This window comes from Stutzerimonas kunmingensis (assembly GCF_014764705.1).
Lineage (GTDB): Bacteria > Pseudomonadota > Gammaproteobacteria > Pseudomonadales > Pseudomonadaceae > Stutzerimonas.
In genome coordinates this window covers 72816-88998 of sequence record NZ_JACXXG010000005.1, presented here as the reverse complement: position 1 = coordinate 88998, position 16183 = coordinate 72816, and the positions used below count along the sequence as shown (strand labels likewise).

17 protein-coding genes are annotated in these 16183 nt (G+C 60.1%); 4 read left to right on the top strand and 13 right to left on the bottom strand.

The window, feature by feature from the left end; all coding sequences use genetic code 11:
* The first annotated feature begins 113 nt into the window (after positions 1-113).
* Positions 114-629, top strand: coding sequence for a DUF2062 domain-containing protein (locus IEG05_RS06545; RefSeq protein ID WP_003299644.1), 516 nt, complete (start codon positions 114-116; stop codon positions 627-629).
* Positions 630-635: 6 nt separating this feature from the next.
* On the opposite strand, the gene IEG05_RS06540 is transcribed toward IEG05_RS06545, so the two are convergent.
* The 3 genes from IEG05_RS06540 to IEG05_RS06530 are packed head-to-tail and all read right to left on the bottom strand — an operon-like array spanning position 636 to position 3833.
* The gene (locus tag IEG05_RS06540; RefSeq protein ID WP_041014588.1) at positions 636-1880 is read right to left on the bottom strand and encodes a lipoprotein-releasing ABC transporter permease subunit; all 1245 of its coding nucleotides are present in this window, start codon (positions 1878-1880) and stop codon (positions 636-638) included.
* Positions 1880-2578, bottom strand: a complete 699-nt coding sequence (gene lolD / locus IEG05_RS06535; RefSeq protein WP_046618685.1) for a lipoprotein-releasing ABC transporter ATP-binding protein LolD — start codon at positions 2576-2578, stop codon at positions 1880-1882. The genes IEG05_RS06540 and lolD overlap by 1 nt, the downstream gene beginning before the upstream one ends.
* Positions 2579-2585: 7 nt before the next feature.
* Positions 2586-3833 carry a lipoprotein-releasing ABC transporter permease subunit gene (locus IEG05_RS06530; protein WP_046618639.1) on the bottom strand — a complete coding sequence of 416 codons (1248 nt, stop codon included), beginning with the start codon at positions 3831-3833 and terminating at the stop codon, positions 2586-2588.
* A 36-nt stretch (positions 3834-3869) separates the two neighbouring features.
* Between IEG05_RS06530 and IEG05_RS06525 the strand changes: the two genes are divergently transcribed.
* The 3 genes from IEG05_RS06525 to IEG05_RS06515 are packed head-to-tail and all read left to right on the top strand — an operon-like array spanning position 3870 to position 5537.
* Positions 3870-4505, top strand: coding sequence for a PilZ domain-containing protein (locus IEG05_RS06525; protein WP_080950566.1), 636 nt, complete (start codon positions 3870-3872; stop codon positions 4503-4505).
* A gap of 3 nt (positions 4506-4508) precedes the next feature.
* Positions 4509-4799, top strand: a complete 291-nt coding sequence (locus tag IEG05_RS06520; RefSeq protein ID WP_152664396.1) for a phosphodiesterase — start codon at positions 4509-4511, stop codon at positions 4797-4799.
* A gap of 15 nt (positions 4800-4814) precedes the next feature.
* Complete coding sequence (locus tag IEG05_RS06515) at positions 4815-5537, top strand: glycerophosphodiester phosphodiesterase (RefSeq protein ID WP_046618642.1); 723 nt, start codon at positions 4815-4817, stop codon at positions 5535-5537.
* A 145-nt stretch (positions 5538-5682) separates the two neighbouring features.
* Here IEG05_RS06515 and sthA read toward each other — a convergent pair whose 3' ends face one another.
* From sthA to IEG05_RS06465, 10 genes are all read right to left on the bottom strand, one after another.
* Positions 5683-7077 carry a Si-specific NAD(P)(+) transhydrogenase gene (gene sthA, locus IEG05_RS06510; protein ID WP_003299651.1) on the bottom strand — a complete coding sequence of 465 codons (1395 nt, stop codon included), beginning with the start codon at positions 7075-7077 and terminating at the stop codon, positions 5683-5685.
* Positions 7078-7242: 165 nt separating this feature from the next.
* Complete coding sequence (gene nqrM, locus IEG05_RS06505; RefSeq protein ID WP_003283705.1) at positions 7243-7470, bottom strand: (Na+)-NQR maturation NqrM; 228 nt, start codon at positions 7468-7470, stop codon at positions 7243-7245.
* Positions 7467-8390: an FAD:protein FMN transferase gene (locus IEG05_RS06500; RefSeq protein WP_046618688.1), complete on the bottom strand. Its 924-nt coding sequence runs from the start codon at positions 8388-8390 to the stop codon at positions 7467-7469. Before IEG05_RS06500 ends, nqrM begins: the two co-directional genes overlap by 4 nt.
* Positions 8391-8520: 130 nt before the next feature.
* Entirely contained in the window at positions 8521-9747 is a 1227-nt protein-coding gene (nqrF, locus tag IEG05_RS06495; protein ID WP_172602804.1) for an NADH:ubiquinone reductase (Na(+)-transporting) subunit F, read from the bottom strand.
* 12 nt (positions 9748-9759) lie between these two features.
* Positions 9760-10368, bottom strand: coding sequence for an NADH:ubiquinone reductase (Na(+)-transporting) subunit E (gene nqrE, locus IEG05_RS06490; RefSeq protein ID WP_003283709.1), 609 nt, complete (start codon positions 10366-10368; stop codon positions 9760-9762).
* On the bottom strand, positions 10368-11042 hold the full coding sequence (locus IEG05_RS06485) for an NADH:ubiquinone reductase (Na(+)-transporting) subunit D (RefSeq protein ID WP_172602757.1): 675 nt from the start codon (positions 11040-11042) through the stop codon (positions 10368-10370). Before IEG05_RS06485 ends, nqrE begins: the two co-directional genes overlap by 1 nt.
* Positions 11039-11833 carry a Na(+)-translocating NADH-quinone reductase subunit C gene (locus IEG05_RS06480; protein ID WP_046618644.1) on the bottom strand — a complete coding sequence of 265 codons (795 nt, stop codon included), beginning with the start codon at positions 11831-11833 and terminating at the stop codon, positions 11039-11041. The genes IEG05_RS06485 and IEG05_RS06480 overlap by 4 nt, the downstream gene beginning before the upstream one ends.
* Positions 11826-13037 (bottom strand): NADH:ubiquinone reductase (Na(+)-transporting) subunit B, encoded by a 1212-nt coding sequence (locus tag IEG05_RS06475; RefSeq protein WP_044316179.1) that lies wholly within the window; start codon positions 13035-13037, stop codon positions 11826-11828. Before IEG05_RS06475 ends, IEG05_RS06480 begins: the two co-directional genes overlap by 8 nt.
* A gap of 3 nt (positions 13038-13040) precedes the next feature.
* Positions 13041-14378 carry a Na(+)-translocating NADH-quinone reductase subunit A gene (locus tag IEG05_RS06470; protein WP_046618646.1) on the bottom strand — a complete coding sequence of 446 codons (1338 nt, stop codon included), beginning with the start codon at positions 14376-14378 and terminating at the stop codon, positions 13041-13043.
* Positions 14379-14712: 334 nt separating this feature from the next.
* Positions 14713-16164 carry a glyceraldehyde-3-phosphate dehydrogenase gene (locus tag IEG05_RS06465; RefSeq protein ID WP_003299659.1) on the bottom strand — a complete coding sequence of 484 codons (1452 nt, stop codon included), beginning with the start codon at positions 16162-16164 and terminating at the stop codon, positions 14713-14715.
* Between the last annotated feature and the right edge of the window lie 19 nt (positions 16165-16183).

The following is a 16183-nucleotide window of genomic DNA, read 5'->3' as shown; positions in this document are numbered from 1 at the left end:
TGGGCGGATGGTCAATTTGTCGCGGGCGTAGACCTAATGTCACAAAACTCCTGTCAGCGCCGCATCGCGATTCGAGGCATAATCGCCGGGCTGCAGCCTGCCAGAGAACCTTCATGCCGCGTCGCTTTTTCAAACGCTACATGCCGCACCCCGATCGCATCAAGACTAACAAGTCCCTGCGTTTTCTCGGCGCGCTGATTCACGATCCCAATCTCTGGCATCTCAATAGGCACTCGGTGGCGCGAGCCATGGCTATCGGCCTGTTTTGGGCGATGATTCCGATGCCCATGCAGATGCTCGCGGCGGCCGTCTGTGCGCTTCCCGCGAGAGCCAATCTGCCCATCGCGGTAGGTTTGGTCTGGCTGACCAACCCGCTGACCATGCCTCCGGTGTTCTATTGCAATTACAAGGTCGGAACCTGGCTGCTGGATACACCGGCCTCTGACATGCCGGCAGAATTGAGCCTGGCCTGGGTAAGTCACATGCTGCAGCACAACTGGCAGCCGCTGTATCTGGGCTCGCTGGTTTCGGGCGTCGTTTTCGCCATTCTCGGCTACGTTCTAACTCAGGCCTACTGGCGCTGGTGGGTCGGGCGCAGCTGGCGCCGGCGACAGAACGGCCGGCGCTAACGGCCATCACTCGTAGCGCAGTGCCTCGGCCGGCTGGGTCTGCGCGGCTCGCCATGCCGGATAGAGCGTAGCCAAGAAGCTCAAGGTCAGCGCCGCGACCGATACCAGCACCACGTCCTCCAGACGCAGCTCCGATGGCAGGGTGCTGATGAAGTAGACGTCGGAACTAAAGATATGCTGGCCTGACACTTTTTCCAGCCAGGCCACCAGAGCACTTACGTTCAGCGCACCGAGTACGCCCAGAATCACGCCTATCACGGTGCCACTGAAGCCAATGATGCTGCCCTGAACCATGAAGATCGCCATGATCTGCCGTGGAGTCGCGCCAAGCGTGCGCAGAATCGCGATATCGGCTCGCTTGTCGGCAACGACCATGATCAGCGTCGCAATGATATTGAAGGCAGCCACCGCAACGATCAGCATCAACAACAGCCCAATCATGGTCTTTTCCATCTTCATCGCGCTGAATAGGCTGCCCTGCGTATAAGACCAGTCCTCCACGCGGTAGCCATCACCGAGCATTTCAGCCACCTGCGCTGCCACCTCCGGCGCCCGATACAGGTCGCTCAGCTTGAGCCGCACGCCCTGCACCTGCTGCGGCGCCCAACGATGGATCTGCGCAGCATCGGCGCGGTGGATCATCCCCAGGCTGCCGTCCAGATCGGCGCCCACCTTGAAAACGCCAACCACATTCAGCCTCTGCATGCGAGGCGTGACTCCACCGGGCGAGGAGCTCACTTCCGGCACGATCAGTGTCAACTTGTCGCCCAGCTTCAGACCGAAGCGCCGGGCGGTCATCAAGCCGATGATGACGCCGAACTCACCCGGTTTCAGCGCATCCAGACTGCCCCCGACCAGGCGATCACCGACGATGGATACATCCGCCTCAGCCTGCGGATCGATACCGCTGATCTGTATCGGCTGCATGCTGCCCTTGAATGACAGCATGCCTTCGAGCTGGGTGACGGGTGCACTGCCGACAATCTGAGGATGCGCCGACAGGCGCGACGCAACGGCCTGCCAGTCGTCCAATGGCTGATCACCGATGACGGTGGCGTGGGACACCATCCCGAGAATGCGCGAACTCATCTCGCGCTGAAATCCGTTCATCACGGACAGGACCATGATCATCGCCAACACGCCAAGTGCCAGGCCGATTAGCGAGGTCAGGGAGATGAACGAGATGAAATGGTTGCGCCGCTTGGCACGGGTGTAGCGGCTGCCGATAAAGACACTCAGAGGCCTGAACATCATTCGACCACCAGACGTCCGTCTTCTAACCGCAGGATCTGATCCATCTGCGCGGCAAGCTGACGGTCATGGGTAACCACGAGGAAGGCAGTCTGCAACGACTTGCTGAGCTCCAGCATGAGGTCCTGGATGCCTTGCGCCGTGTGATGGTCAAGGTTTCCGGTAGGTTCGTCGAGCAGTACCAGCGCCGGCTCGTTCACCAGCGCCCGTGCAATCGCCACACGCTGGCGTTCACCGCCCGAGAGCTCCGCCGGTTTGTGCTCAAGGCGATGCCCGAGTCCGACACGCGTCAACAGCGCAGCGGCCTTCTGCCGCGCTTTCGGGATCGGCGTCCGCCCGATCAGCAACGGCATGCAGACATTCTCCAGTGCAGTGAATTCGGCGAGCAGGTGATGGAACTGGTAAACGAAGCCCAGCGCGCGGTTACGCAATAACCCGCGATCCTTTTCGTTGAGCGCCGAAAGCTCCTCACCGGCCAGCCAGACACTGCCCTCACTGGGCGTATCCAGCCCGCCAAGCAGGTTCAACAGGGTGCTCTTGCCCGAGCCGGAACTGCCGACGATGGCGACGCGCTGCCCCGGGAACAACTCGAGTTGCAGGCCGGACAGCACTTCCACCGACTCCGGACCCTGCTCGTAGCGTTTGCCAAGATTGCGGCAGCTCAGCACCGCGTGCTTTTGCGAAGAAAGCTCGTTCATAACCTGTTCACTCATAACGTAGCGCCTCTGCCGGCTGGGTGCGCGCAGCGCGCCAGGCCGGATACAGGGTCGCGAGGAAACTCAGGACCAGCGCGGCAACACAGACCTGGATGACGTCGGCCGCCATCAGCCGTGACGGCAGATAGTCAATGAAATAGACGTCGGCGCTGAGAAACTTGTGTCCGATCAGGCGTTCCAGGGCAGCGATCCAGCTGCTGACATTGACTGCCGCGAACATGCCCAGCAGCGCCCCGACCAAGGTGCCGACGACGCCGATCACCGTACCCTGGACCATGAATATCGCCATGATCTGTTTCGGGGTCGCGCCCAGCGTGCGAAGGATGGCGATATCGCCGCGCTTGTCGGTTACTACCATCACCAGCGTCGAAATGATGTTGAACGCCGCCACCGCCACGATCAGCAGCAACAACAGTCCGATCATGGCCTTCTCCATGCGAATCGCCTGGTACAGGTTGCCATGGGTGCGGGTCCAGTCACGGGAATAGAAATCATCGCCGAGCTGGCCGGCCAGCTCCCAGGCAATGCGGGGCGCCTGGAACAGGTCGTCGAAACGCAGACGAACTCCCTGGACCTGGTCCGGCTTCCAGCGCTGCAGCCGTGCTATGTCAGCGATGTTCGCCAGCGCAACGTAGCCATCGATCTCGCCGGCTCCGACATGAAAGATTCCGGTCACGGTAAAACGCTTCATGCGCGGGAACATCCCAGCTGGAGTCACGATGACTTCGGGCGCCACGAAGGTGATCTTGTCCCCCACGCCGACACCGAGCTTGGTCGCAGCCTTGTCACCGATGACGATACCGAACTCGCCTGCGGCGAGATCGTCCAGCGAACCCTCGCGGAAAAACTGATCGATGATCGAAACCCGCCGTTCGGCCTCGGGGTCCACTGCGTTGATCAGGATTTTGGTCACCTGCCCCTGATGGGTCAGCAACCCCTGGCTTTGAATGAAAGGTGCCGTCGCCGCGACCTGGGAGTGCCCTTCGAGGCGCTTCCCAAGTGTCTGCCAGTCGCCAATTGGCGTCGGGCTTTCGATCGTCGCATGCGGCACCATGCCCAACACGCGGGTACGCATCTCGTGATCAAAGCCGTTCATCACGGAAAGCACGACGATCATCACCAGCACACCCAGGGCGAGCCCGATCATGGATGTCAGGGAGATGAAGGAGACGAAGAGGCTACGACGTCTGGCGCGGGTGTAACGCGCGCCGATAAAGACGGACAGCGGTCTGAACATAAGATCGACGGGTTCGCTGGCGGGGGAAGAAACAACATGCAGCTGACGTCACCGCGGGGCCTGATACACTCTGGCCATTACTGCATCCGGGGTATCGCCATGCCGACACAAGACACTGAAGAACGCCGCGAATACTACCGTATCGAGGATCGTGTGGCACTGGAAATCATCCCGGCCGGCCAAGGCCAGGAGGCCGACGCAGCGCCCCTACCGCCGCTTTTCAGCCTGCTCGGCGAGCTGCACCAACTTGATTTCGAAGCGCAGCATTTGTTGCGGCAGATTGCCGAGAGCAATCGCACGCTGGCCAATTACCTGAAGGTGCAGAACAAACGAATCGAACTCCTGGGCCAGGCACTGGCGCAGGATCTGCTGAAGGATCAGGGCGCACCGCAGCCGGTGATATTGTCCGAAGGCGGTATCAGCTTCGCCAGCGAGCAGCCCAAAGCTGAAGGAGAGGGGCTCACACTGAAGCTGATTCTGCTGCCCCAGGGGCTTGGCCTTGTGCTGGCCGCGCGGGTTATCTACTGCACGCCGATGGATGACGGGCGTTACGATATCGGCACAGAGTTCGAAGCGTTGACTGATGCACAGCGACAGTTGCTCGCACGACATATCCTGCAGAAACAGGCGCTGGAGCGGCGCCTGGCCCTGGAAAGCCTGCAAGGAGATTGACCGATGCGCCGCCTGGCGACTCTGCTGCTCGTACTGACATTCAGTCCCCCCCTGTTCGCCGAAGACATTCGGATACCTGTTGGCCAACAAGGCCTGCCGGAAATGACCATGCCGAGTCGTGGCGACTCGAAGAACCAGGTTCTGGACCGCTTCGGCCTGGCCGATGAAGAGCGACCCGCCGTCGGCCAGCCGCCGATCACCCGCTGGGATTACCGGGAGTTTTCCGTGTACTTCGAAGGCGACCGGGTGATCAGCAGCGTGCGCCATCATCAACGCCCCCCATCATCCCCCTAAGGAAGACTTGCAACCGTGACACTCATCTACGGCCATCGCGGCGCCAAGGGCGAAGCGCCAGAAAACACCCTGGTGAGCTTCGAGCAATGCCTCCAGCACGGCGTGCGCCGCTGCGAGCTGGATCTGCATCTTTCCCGCGACGGCGAATTGATGGTCATCCACGACCCGACACTCAAGCGCACCACCGGTCGCCGGGGAAAAGTCGTGCAACATGATGCCGACGAGCTTGTGAACTACGACGCCCGGGAAGGCGGACCTGGCTGGAAGACACCCTGCCCTATTCCGAGGCTGAGCGAGCTGTTCGAAAAATGCGATTTCGAGCACTGGCAGCTTGAGGTCAAGAGTGCTTCACGGGTGCGCGCCGCGCGTACGGTCATGGCGATCAAGGAGCTGGCCGAACAGCATCGGTTGCTCGATCGCATCACCGTCACGTCGAGTTCTCGTGAAGTCCTGCGTGCGCTGAACCGGCTGGCGCCAGAGATATCACGCGGGCTGGTAGCCGAGCACAACTGGCTCGACCCACTGAAGGTCGCCCGTCAATATGGCTGCAGCCTGCTGGCATTGAAGTGGACGCTGTGCACCCCGGAGCGTCTGGAAAAAGCGCGTAAACAGGGCCTGCATGTATCGGTGTGGACAGTCAATGAACCAGCCCTGATGCGCCGCCTGGCCGACCTCGGCGTCGACAGCCTGATCACCGACTACCCCGGCCTGGCTGTCAGTACGCTATCGCGATCCTGACAGCCAACGCACCGCGGCACGATCCGGCAGCGCAGGCCGCTGCCGGATTCACCCTCACCTGATCAGAAGCTCTCCCGGTTAGGCCAATGCCAATTACGGGAGTCGCCGCCCTCTCCAGCCGCCTCAGGCCAGCGGCCGGAGCTGCTCAAAAAAGCCGGTTGAGCCCGTCGAACGCAGCGACGCGGTAGGCTTCGGCCATTGTCGGGTAGTTGAAGGTTGTGTTGACGAAGTACTTGATGCTGTTCGCCGGCCCCTTCTGGTTCATGATCGCCTGGCCAATGTGCACGATCTCCGAAGCCTGATAACCGAAGCAGTGCACACCGAGCACTTCCAGCGTTTCGCGGTGGAAGAGAATCTTCAGCATGCCCACTGGCTCGAACGAAATCTGCGCCCGCGCCATGCTTTTGAAGAACGCCTTACCGACTTCATAGGGAATCTTCGCCTGGGTCAGTTCGCGCTCATTCTTGCCGATCGAGCTGATCTCGGGAATGGTGTAGATACCGGTCGGTACGTCATCGACGAAACGCCAGGAGTCATTCTCGACGATGCTGCCCGCTGCCGAGCGGCCTTGGTCATAAGCGGCACTGGCCAGCGACGGCCAACCGATCACATCGCCGGCAGCGTAGATATTGCCGATCTCGGTGCGGTAGTGCTCATCAACCTGGACCTGACCACGACTGTTGGCCTTGAGCCCGATGTTCTCCAGCCCGAGCTTGTCGGTATTACCGGTACGTCCGTTGCTCCAGAGGAATGCGTCTGCCTTGATCTTCTTGCCCGACTTAAGATGCAGGATGACGCCGTTCTCCAGCCCCTCGACCCGCTCGTACTCTTCGTTGTGGCGAATCAGCACGTTGTTGTTGCGCAGGTGATAGCTGAGCGCATCGGAAATCTCGTCATCGAGGAAGCTGAGCAGCTGCTCGCGGTTGTCGATCAGATCGACCAGCACGCCCAGACCGCTGAAGATCGATGCATATTCGCAACCGATGACGCCGGCCCCATAGATGATCATCCGGCGCGGCGTGTGACTGAGAGTAAGAATGGTGTCGCTGTCGTAGATACGCGGGTGATTGAAGTCGATATCAGCCGGTCGATACGGGCGCGAGCCGGTGGCGATGACGAACTGGCTGGCAACCAGCTTTTCCACCATGCCATTGAGGCAGACCACTTCGACGCTCTGCTCATCGGAGAAGCTGGCAGTCCCGAAGAAGGTATCGATGCGGTTACGCGCGTAGTAACTCGTGCGGGAAGTGACCTGCTTGCTGATGACCTTCTCGGCACTCTTCAGCACGTCCGGAAAGGAGAACCAGCGTGGTTCGCCGATCTGGCGGAACAGCGGGTTGGTGTTGTACTGCATGATCTGCCGTACCGAATGGCGCAAGGCCTTGGACGGGATGGTGCCCAGGTGTGTGCAGTTGCCCCCAACCAGCGGACGGTTATCTACCACGGCGACCTTGCGTCCCGCCTTGACGGCATTTATTGCCGCGCCCTCCCCGGCCGGACCGGAACCCAATACCACCAAATCGTAGTTATAGACCGCCATATACACTCCTGAAAACGCAGCGGGAGACGCCGCTGCTGTCAACGAATTCGCCGATGTCCAAAGACGCAAACCAGCCACTTCTTTCAAGCTCTGCGCGCGCCGTGCCCATCAGGAGCCCGGTCAGGCAAGCCCGCTCAGGGCTGCCTGGACGCGCAAAGGTTCACATCAACGCTTGGTGGCGTCGTAGGCGAGATCGGCGTTACCCGCGTTCTTCGCCTCGTTCACTTCTTCGCACTTCTCGCGGCTACCGCCACAGATGGAGCACTCCTTCTCGATGCCCAGATTGGCGATACCCCCGCAGGAACCCGCGATGGGCTTGCGTCCCATGATCACGCCGATGGCCATGCCGAATACCACAAGCAGCATCACCAGAAAAACCAGTAACCAAGTCATTGCTCTACTCCCGCACCGAACAGCTCGTCAAAAGCCTTGGTGCTCGTTGTTACGAAGCCTTGCCCCTCGCGCACGACGAAGAACGCGGCGATCGCATTACGCTCTGCCAGTGCCAGCCCCCGCTCGGGGCCGAGCACCATCAACGCGGTAGACAACCCGTCAGCACGCAAAGTCGATTTATCGATGACCGTCACCGCAGCGAGGTGATGCTCGATCGGTCTGCCGCTTTGCGGGTCCAGGGTATGTGAATAACGCCGGCCGTCCTGCTCGAAATAGTTTCGATAGTCGCCGGAGGTGGATACGCCCAGACCATCGAGTTCGACGATCTTCTGCGCAACCCGCTGGTCATCCCTGGGCGCTTCAATGGCTATGCGCCACGGTGAATCATCGGGCTTGCGGCCCTCAGCCTTGAGCTCGCCAGTGATCTCAACGAGGTAACTCTCTACGCCGAGCGCCTTCAAACGATCGACAACGCGATCAACCGCATAACCGGCAGCAATACTGTTGAAGTCCAGCTGCAGCGCCACCGTCTTGCACAACTGATCGCCATCGATACGTAGATGCCGATGGCCGGTCAACGCCCGCGCAGCCTCGATATCCGCCGCGGATGGAACCTGTTCGGCACGACCTTGCGGACCGAAGCCCCAAAGGTTCAGCAATGGCTCGAGTGTAAGATCGAACGCGCCATCGCTGTCGGCCGATAGCTGATCGCCCGCTGCGACCAATTCGCGCACCGTATCCGGCATCGACTCGCAGCTTCCGGCGGGCAGCGCATTGAAGCGCTCGACATCGGAATCGCTTCGGTAGGTGGACAGCTGTTTGTCGATGTCGCCGAGAATGGCCTCGACTTCACCGTGCAGCTCCTCCCTGGACGGGACGTCGCCGCTGCTTACGTACTTGACGGTATAGGTGCTGCCCATCGTTGGGCCGCTGATGACCTCGACCCTGTCCTGAAACAGACAGCCCGTCAGGGCTGCCGCGAGAGCGACAGCGATGACGGGCCGGAGGTACACGACAGCATGGAGAGCCTGCAGTGACGCTCGGGTCATGCTAGCCGCCGAAGTCGTCGAGCAGAATATTCTCCGGCTCGACGCCGAGGTCGGTGAGCATCTTGATCACCGATGCGTTCATCATGGGCGGCCCGCACATGTAGAACTCGCAATCTTCCGGAGCCGGATGATCCTTCAGATAGTTCTCGTACAGCACGTTGTGGATAAAGCCGGTCGGACCATCCCAGTTATCTTCCGGCAGCGGATCGGACAGGGCCAGATGCCATTGGAAGTTCGGATTCTCCGCCTGCAACTGGTCGTACTCTTCCACGTAGAATGCCTCGCGCATGGAGCGCGCGCCATACCAGAAGCTCATCTTGCGCTTGGACTTGAGACGCTTGAGCTGGTCGAAGATGTGCGAGCGCATCGGTGCCATCCCCGCGCCACCGCCGATGAAGACCATCTCGGCGTCGGTGTCCTTGGCGAAAAACTCGCCGAACGGTCCGTAAACGGTGATCTTGTCGCCCGGCTTCAGGCTGAAGACATAGGATGACATCTTGCCCGGCGGAATATCGTCACGGCCTGGCGGCGGTGAGGCGATACGGATGTTGAACTTCACCAGGCCACGCTCTTCCGGATAGTTCGCCATGGAGTAGGCGCGAATGACGGTCTCGTCGCACTTCGACACGTACTTCCACTGGTCGAACTTGTCCCAGTCGCCGCGATACTCTTCCTGAATGTCGAAGTCCCGGTAACGCACTTCATGCGGCGGGCACTCGAGCTGCACATAACCACCAGCGCGGAAGTCGACGTTCTCGCCTTCCGGCAGCTTGAGTGTCAGTTCCTTGATGAAGGTCGCGACGTTCGGATTGGACTCAACGGTGCATTCCCACTTCTTCACGCCGAAGACTTCTTCCGGCACTTCGATCTTCATGTCCGCCTTGACCGGAGTCTGGCAGGACAGGCGCCAGCCCTCGCCCGCCTCGCGACGGGTGAAGTGCGACTCCTCGGTAGGCAGCATCTCGCCACCACCGCTCTCGACGATGCACTTGCACTGCGCGCAGGTACCGCCGCCACCACAGGCTGACGAGAGGAAGATGTTGTTGGCGGCCAGAGTCTGCAGCAACTTGCCACCGGCGGGCACGGTAATCGTACGCTCACCGTTGATTTCGATTGACACGTCACCGCTGGATACCAGCTTGGCGCGTGCAGCCAGGATGATCACCACCAGCGCAAGCACGATGGCGGTGAACATACCGATGGCGAGGAAAATTTCGTAACTCATCAGTTCGTTCCGTCCTTACAGCTGTACGCCAGAGAAAGACATGAAGCCCAGCGACATCAGTCCGATGGTGATGAAGGTGATACCCAACCCCTGCAACCCATCCGGAACATCGCTGTACTTCAGTTTCTCGCGAATACCGGCCAGCAAAGCAATGGCCAGCGCCCAGGATGCGCCGGAGCCGAACCCGTAGACGACACTCTCGCCCAGGTTGTAGTCACGCTCGACCATGAACAAAGTGCCGCCCATGATGGCGCAGTTCACGGTGATCAGCGGCAGGAATACGCCCAGTGCGTTGTAGAGGCTAGGTACGTACTTATCCAGCAGCATTTCCAAGATTTGCACAATGGCCGCGATCACGCCGATATAGCTGAGCAGACCGAGAAAGCTCAGGTCCACATCTGGCAATCCTGCCCAGGACAAAGCTCCGGCTTTCAGCAGGTAGGTGTAGATCAGGTTGTTGGCAGGCACGGTAATGGCCTGCACCACGATGACCGCGATACCCAGGCCAATGGCGGTTTCCACCTTCTTGGAAATCGCGATGAAGGTACACATGCCAAGGAAGAACGCCAGGGCCATGTTCTCGATGAACACGGCACGGACGAACAGGCTGATGTAATGCTCCATTAGTAAGCCTCCTTGTTCGAGACTTGCGGCGCCATCTTGAAGGCAGGCTTTTCGACCTGCTCCTTCTTCCAGGCACGAATGCCCCAGATGAACAGGCCGATCAGGAAGAATGCCGAAGGCGGCAGCAGCATCATGCCGTTGGGCTGATACCAACCGCCGTCGTTGACGACGGGCAGAATGGTGTAACCCATCAGTTTGCCAGCACCAGTCAGCTCGCGAATGAAGCCGAGTGCAATCAGCATGGCGCTATAGCCCAGCCCGTTGCCGATACCGTCGAAGAACGACAGCATTGGCGGGTTCTGCATGGCAAACGCTTCCGCACGCCCCATCACGATGCAGTTGGTGATGATCAGACCGACGAACACCGAGAGCTGCTTGGACAGCGAGAACGCGTAGGCCTTGAGCACCTGATCCACCAGGATCACCAGCGAGGCGATGATCACCATCTGCACGATCATGCGGATCGAGTTGGGGATCTGGCTGCGGATCATCGAGATGAACAGGTTGGAAAACGCCACCACCAGGGTCAGCGCGACAGACATCACCAGCGCTGTGTTCAGGTTGGAGGTGACGGCCAGCGCCGAGCAGATTCCGAGAATCTGCAGGCCGATGGGGTTGTTATTGAAGATCGGATTGAGCAGAACTTCTTTGACAGTGGGTTGCGACATGATCAAGCCTCCCCAGCGCGCAGATTAGCGATAAATGGACCGAAGCCGTTCTCGCCCAACCAGAAGTGCAACAGCGAGTTGACGCCGTTGCTGGTCAGGGTCGCACCGGCCAGGGCATCGACCTGGTGGTCGGCTTTCGGGCTCTGAGGGTCGGCACCGCCCTTGACGATCTGCACCGCCAGTTTGCCGTTGTCGTCGTACAGTTCCTTGCCGGGCCACATGCCGCGCCACTTCGGATTGTCGACCTCACCGCCAAGGCCCGGGGTTTCACCGTGCTGGTAGAAGCCGAAGCCGGCAACGGTATTCAGGTCACCCTCGACTGCCATGAAGCCATAGAGCGTCGACCAGAGACCGTAGCCACGAACCGGCAGGATCAGCGTATCGATCTCGCCCTCGCCCTGCCCTTCGACGATATAAACGGTGCTGTAACGCTCGCGACGCTTGATCGAGGCAATATCCTGCTCCCCAGGCAGCGCCTGGGACAGCGCAGGGTCCTTGGCAGCGGCGAGCGGATCGAAGGTCTTGGCTTCGAATTCATCGCTGAACTTGCCGGTTTCCAGATCGACCAGACGGGCGACGATGCGCTCGTTGAACAACTGCTTGACCTGATTACCGGACATGCCCGCCTCGCCCAGACCGGCGATCGCCAGGATGCTGCGCTGCTTGTCCAGCAGACGGTTTTCCTGCTGAGTCGGGCGAAGCGCCACGGCGGCGCCAGCCACGAAGATGGAGCACACCAGGCAGACCAACAGGGCTACCGTCAGCGTGCGAACGGTGGATTCTTTCTGACTAGACATTACGTGCCAGCCTCCGCTTGATATTGGCCTGAATGACGAAATGGTCAATCAGCGGCGCACACAGGTTGGCGAACAGGATCGCCAGCATCATGCCTTCCGGGAAGGCGGGGTTGACCACGCGGATCAGCACGACCATCACACCGATCAGGATGCCGAACACCCACTTGCCGGTATTGGTCATGGAGGCCGACACCGGGTCGGTCGCCATGAAGATCATGCCGAAGGCGAAGCCACCGACGACCATGTGCCAGTACCAGGGCATGCCGAACAGCGGGTTGGTGTCGGAACCGATCAGGTTGAACAGGAAGCTCAGACCGATCATGCCGAGCATCACACCGGAAACGATGCGCCAGGAGGCAATCTTGCTACCGATCAGGATCACGCCGCCGATGAAGATCGCCAGCGTGCTGGTTTCACCGATCGAGCCATGAATGGTACCGACGAAGGCGTCCATCCAGGTGATGCCGTTGTCGATCACGTTTTCGATACCGCCGACGAAACCGAGGCTCAGCGCAGTTGCGCCGGCATAGCCATCGACCGCAGTCCAGACGCCGTCACCGGACATCTGTGCCGGGTAGGCGAAGAACAGGAACGCCCGCGCAGTAAGCGCCGGGTTCAGGAAGTTCTTGCCGGTACCACCGAAGATTTCCTTGCCGATTACCACGCCGAAGCTGATACCCAGCGCGACCTGCCACAGCGGAATGCTCGGCGGCAGGATCAGGGCGAACAACACGGACGTAACGAAGAAGCCCTCGTTGACCTCGTGCTTGCGGATCGAAGCGAACAGCACTTCCCAGAACCCACCGACGATGAAGGTCACCGCGTAGATCGGAAGGAAGTAGGCTGCGCCCTGGATGAAGTTATCCCAGAGACTGTTCGGATCGAAGCCCGCCAGTGCGCCGATCAGACCGAAGCGCCAGCCTTCCTGAGCTGCGAGCAGATCAGGGCTCTGCGCGAAGATCAGGTTGGCCTGGTAGCCGGTGTTCCACATGCCGAAGAACATCGCCGGGAAGGTACACATCCAGACGGTGATCATCATGCGCTTGAGGTCGATGCCGTCGCGCACGTGGGCCGTGGTCTTGGTGACGCTGCCGGGACGATAGAGGAAGGTGTCGGCCGCTTCGTAAAGCGCGTACCACTTCTCGTACTTGCCGCCTTTTTCGAAATGATGCTCGATCTTGTCGAGGAATGCGCGAATGCCCATGCCTTAACCCTCCTTCTCGATGCGGGTCAGATTGTCCCGCAGGATCGGGCCGTATTCGTATTTCCCGGCACAGACATAGCTGCACAGCGCCAGATCTTCTTCATCCAGCTCCAGGCAACCGAGTTTCTGCGCCACTTCGGTGTCACCCACGATCAGTGCACGCAGCAACTGGGTCGGCAGGACGTCCAGCGGCATGACCTCTTCGTAGTTACCTACCGGCACCATCGCCCGTGGGCTGCCGTTGGTGGAGGTAGAGAAGGCGAACTTCTTGCCGGCCATCAGCTTGGAGATATAGATATTGAGGATCGAATGCTTGTCGACGCCCGGGCGCATGTAATGGAGCATCTCGCGCTCCTTGCCCTCACGCAGGCAGGAAACCTGCTGGTGGTAGCGACCAAGGTAGGTGAACGCACCATGGGCGGTACGACCACCCAGCAGCGAGCCGGAAACGACGCGATTGGCTCCGGGTTGCAGCTCACCAGCGGTCAGTTCGTCGAGGTTGGCACCGAGACGGGCACGTACCAGACGTGGCTGCTCGACCACCGGGCCGGCCAGGGCGACAACGCGCTCCACCGACAAACGCCCACTGGTGAACAGCTTGCCCACGGCAATCACGTCCTGATAACCGATGGTCCAGACGCTTTTGCTGGCGCTTACCGGGTCGAGGAAATGGATGTGGGTACCAGCCAGCCCGGCAGGATGCGGACCGTTGAAGCTTTCGACCTGAACCTTGGCCAGGGACTCGCCTGGCAACGAGGCATTTGGCGCCTTGCACAGGAACACCTTGGCCAGATTAGTCAGGACCTTGAGTCCGGCTTCAAAGGCTTCAGGCTGTTCAGCGATGATGATCGCCGGATCGGCTGCCAGCGGATGCGTGTCGATCGCGGTCACGAAAATCGAGGCAGGCGTGGCATCGACGGCCGGCACCTTGCTGAACGGGCGCGTGCGCAGCGCGGTCCACAGGCCTGACTGCTGCAGGTTTTCACGCACCTGCTCGCCGCTCAGACCATCCAGCTGGGCTGGCGAATAGCTCGTGAAGGTGACCTCTTCATCGCCCTCGAGGTCGATGACCACCGATTGCAGCACGCGCTTTTCGCCGCGGTGAACTGCACTGATGACACCGGCGCCGGGCGCGGTGTAATGCACGCCTTCGGACTTCTTGTCGGAAAAAAGGATCTGCCCCAGCTTAACCCGATCACCGACCTGAACAGCCATGGTTGGCTTCATGGTCGGATAGTCGAAGCCGACGACGGCGACGCTGCGCACGGGCCTGCCGGCCTCGATACGCTGCGCCGGCGCACCGGCTATGGGCAAATCAAGCCCTCGTTTTATATTGATCATCGGTTTGCCTAACCACTGATTTTAGAAAGCTTTTTTTGCAGGCCCAGCGGCATGGCGCAAAGTAGGATTGCGCCGCGCGCGCCAATACGTTATTGACGCGACACCATGTCGCGGACCCAGGTAAAAAATCCGCCCGATTATAGAGGTCGCGGACCTTGACTGACCACCCAAGCATTGCGGATTTTTGACTCGAAACAAGAGAAGCAAAATTAGCGGCGCACGAAATCGAGCCGACCGCTCGGCCGCTCAACCCCGGCAGCTCGCGCTATTACTACCGCCCAGAAACGCGAAACGGGAGCCGAGGCTCCCGTTTCGATTTCACCGTCCGCAGCGTTTAGCGCGGGAAGGCTGGCGGGTTAACCCCTGCCATGTCTTCCATCACCCGCACGACCTGACAGCTGTAGCCGAACTCGTTGTCGTACCAGACGTAAAGCACGACACGGTTGTCGTTGCAAATGGTCGCTTCGGCATCCACCACGCCAGCATGGCGCGATCCGACGAAATCAGTGGATACAACTTCCTGAGAGTTGACGAAGTCGATCTGTTTCTGCAGATCCGAGTGCATGGCCATCTGGCGCAGGTACTCGTTGATCTCTTCGCGACTGGTGGCCTTCTCCAGGTTCAGGTTGAGAATTGCCATGGACACGTTCGGCGTAGGGACGCGGATCGCGTTGCCAGTCAGCTTGCCTTTAAGCACCGGCAGTGCCTTGGCTGCAGCGGTGGCGGCACCCGTTTCGGTGATCACCATGTTCAGCGCAGCGCTGCGACCACGACGACTGCCCTTGTGGAAGTTGTCGATCAGGTTCTGGTCGTTGGTGTACGAATGCACCGTTTCCACGTGACCGTTGACGATGCCGTACTGATCGTTCACCGCCTTGAGCACCGGCACGATGGCGTTGGTGGTGCAGGATGCGGCGGAGATGATCTTGTCATCGGCGGTGATGTCGCCATGGTTGATGCCATGCACGATATTCTTCAGCTCACCCTTGCCCGGCGCGGTCAATACGACGCGAGCAACACCCGGGCACTTGAGGTGCTGACCCAGGCCTTCAGCGTCACGCCACTTGCCAGTGTTGTCGACAAGCAGCGCGTTCTCGATGCCGTACTGGGTGTAATCCACCGAGGACGGATCGTTGGAGTAGATCACCTGAATCAGGTTGCCGTTGGCGGTGATGGTGCTGTTCTCTTCGTCGATGGTGATGGTGCCATCGAAAGGACCATGCACCGAGTCGCGACGCAGCAGGCTGGCACGCTTGACCAGATCGTTGTCCGCGCCCTTGCGCACGACGATGGCGCGCAGGCGCAGGCCGTCGCCACCACCGGTTTTCTCGATCAGGATACGCGCCAGCAGACGGCCGATACGGCCGAACCCGTAGAGAACCACGTCAGTGCCTTTGTGACCAGCTGCGGCGTGACGCTTGTCGGCCACCTCAGCCAGCTCTTCACGGACGAACTGCTCGAGATTGCGACCGTTGCCCACTTCCTTGTACTTGGCGACCAGCTTGCCCAGGTCCACCGAAGCGGCGCCCAGGTTCATTTCGCTCATCGTCTTGAGGATCTGGAAGGTGTCGTGCACCGACAGCTCGGTTTCGTCGGCGATGCGGTGACGGGCGAAACGGTGTGCCTTGAGGATGGCGATCACCGAACGATTGATCAGGCCACGGCCGTAGATCGAAGTCACCACGTTGTTGTTGCGATACAGCTGACCAATCAGCGGAATCATCGCTTCGGCGAGCGCTTCGCGGTCAATCCATTCACCAAGACACTGGTCGGGCTTCTGAGTCACGGGCAGTTCCTTCCAACAT

Excerpts from the sequence above, each read along its gene's own strand:
- IEG05_RS06540 (WP_041014588.1), bottom strand. The coding sequence starts at position 1,880 with ATGTTCAGGCCTCTGAGTGTCTTTATCGGCAGCCGCTACACCCGTGCC.
- IEG05_RS06475 (WP_044316179.1), bottom strand. The coding sequence starts at position 13,037 with ATGGGCATTCGCGCATTCCTCGACAAGATCGAGCATCATTTCGAAAAA.
- IEG05_RS06480 (WP_046618644.1), bottom strand. The coding sequence starts at position 11,833 with ATGTCTAGTCAGAAAGAATCCACCGTTCGCACGCTGACGGTAGCCCTG.
- IEG05_RS06530 (WP_046618639.1), bottom strand. The coding sequence starts at position 3,833 with ATGTTCAGACCGCTGTCCGTCTTTATCGGCGCGCGTTACACCCGCGCC.
- sthA (WP_003299651.1), bottom strand. The coding sequence starts at position 7,077 with ATGGCGGTCTATAACTACGATTTGGTGGTATTGGGTTCCGGTCCGGCC.
- IEG05_RS06545 (WP_003299644.1), top strand. The coding sequence starts at position 114 with ATGCCGCGTCGCTTTTTCAAACGCTACATGCCGCACCCCGATCGCATC.
- IEG05_RS06470 (WP_046618646.1), bottom strand. The coding sequence starts at position 14,378 with ATGATCAATATAAAACGAGGGCTTGATTTGCCCATAGCCGGTGCGCCG.
- lolD (WP_046618685.1), bottom strand. The coding sequence starts at position 2,578 with ATGAACGAGCTTTCTTCGCAAAAGCACGCGGTGCTGAGCTGCCGCAAT.
- IEG05_RS06525 (WP_080950566.1), top strand. The coding sequence starts at position 3,870 with ATGCAGCTGACGTCACCGCGGGGCCTGATACACTCTGGCCATTACTGC.
- nqrE (WP_003283709.1), bottom strand. The coding sequence starts at position 10,368 with ATGGAGCATTACATCAGCCTGTTCGTCCGTGCCGTGTTCATCGAGAAC.
- IEG05_RS06500 (WP_046618688.1), bottom strand. The coding sequence starts at position 8,390 with ATGGGCAGCACCTATACCGTCAAGTACGTAAGCAGCGGCGACGTCCCG.
- nqrM (WP_003283705.1), bottom strand. The coding sequence starts at position 7,470 with ATGACTTGGTTACTGGTTTTTCTGGTGATGCTGCTTGTGGTATTCGGC.
- IEG05_RS06520 (WP_152664396.1), top strand. The coding sequence starts at position 4,509 with ATGCGCCGCCTGGCGACTCTGCTGCTCGTACTGACATTCAGTCCCCCC.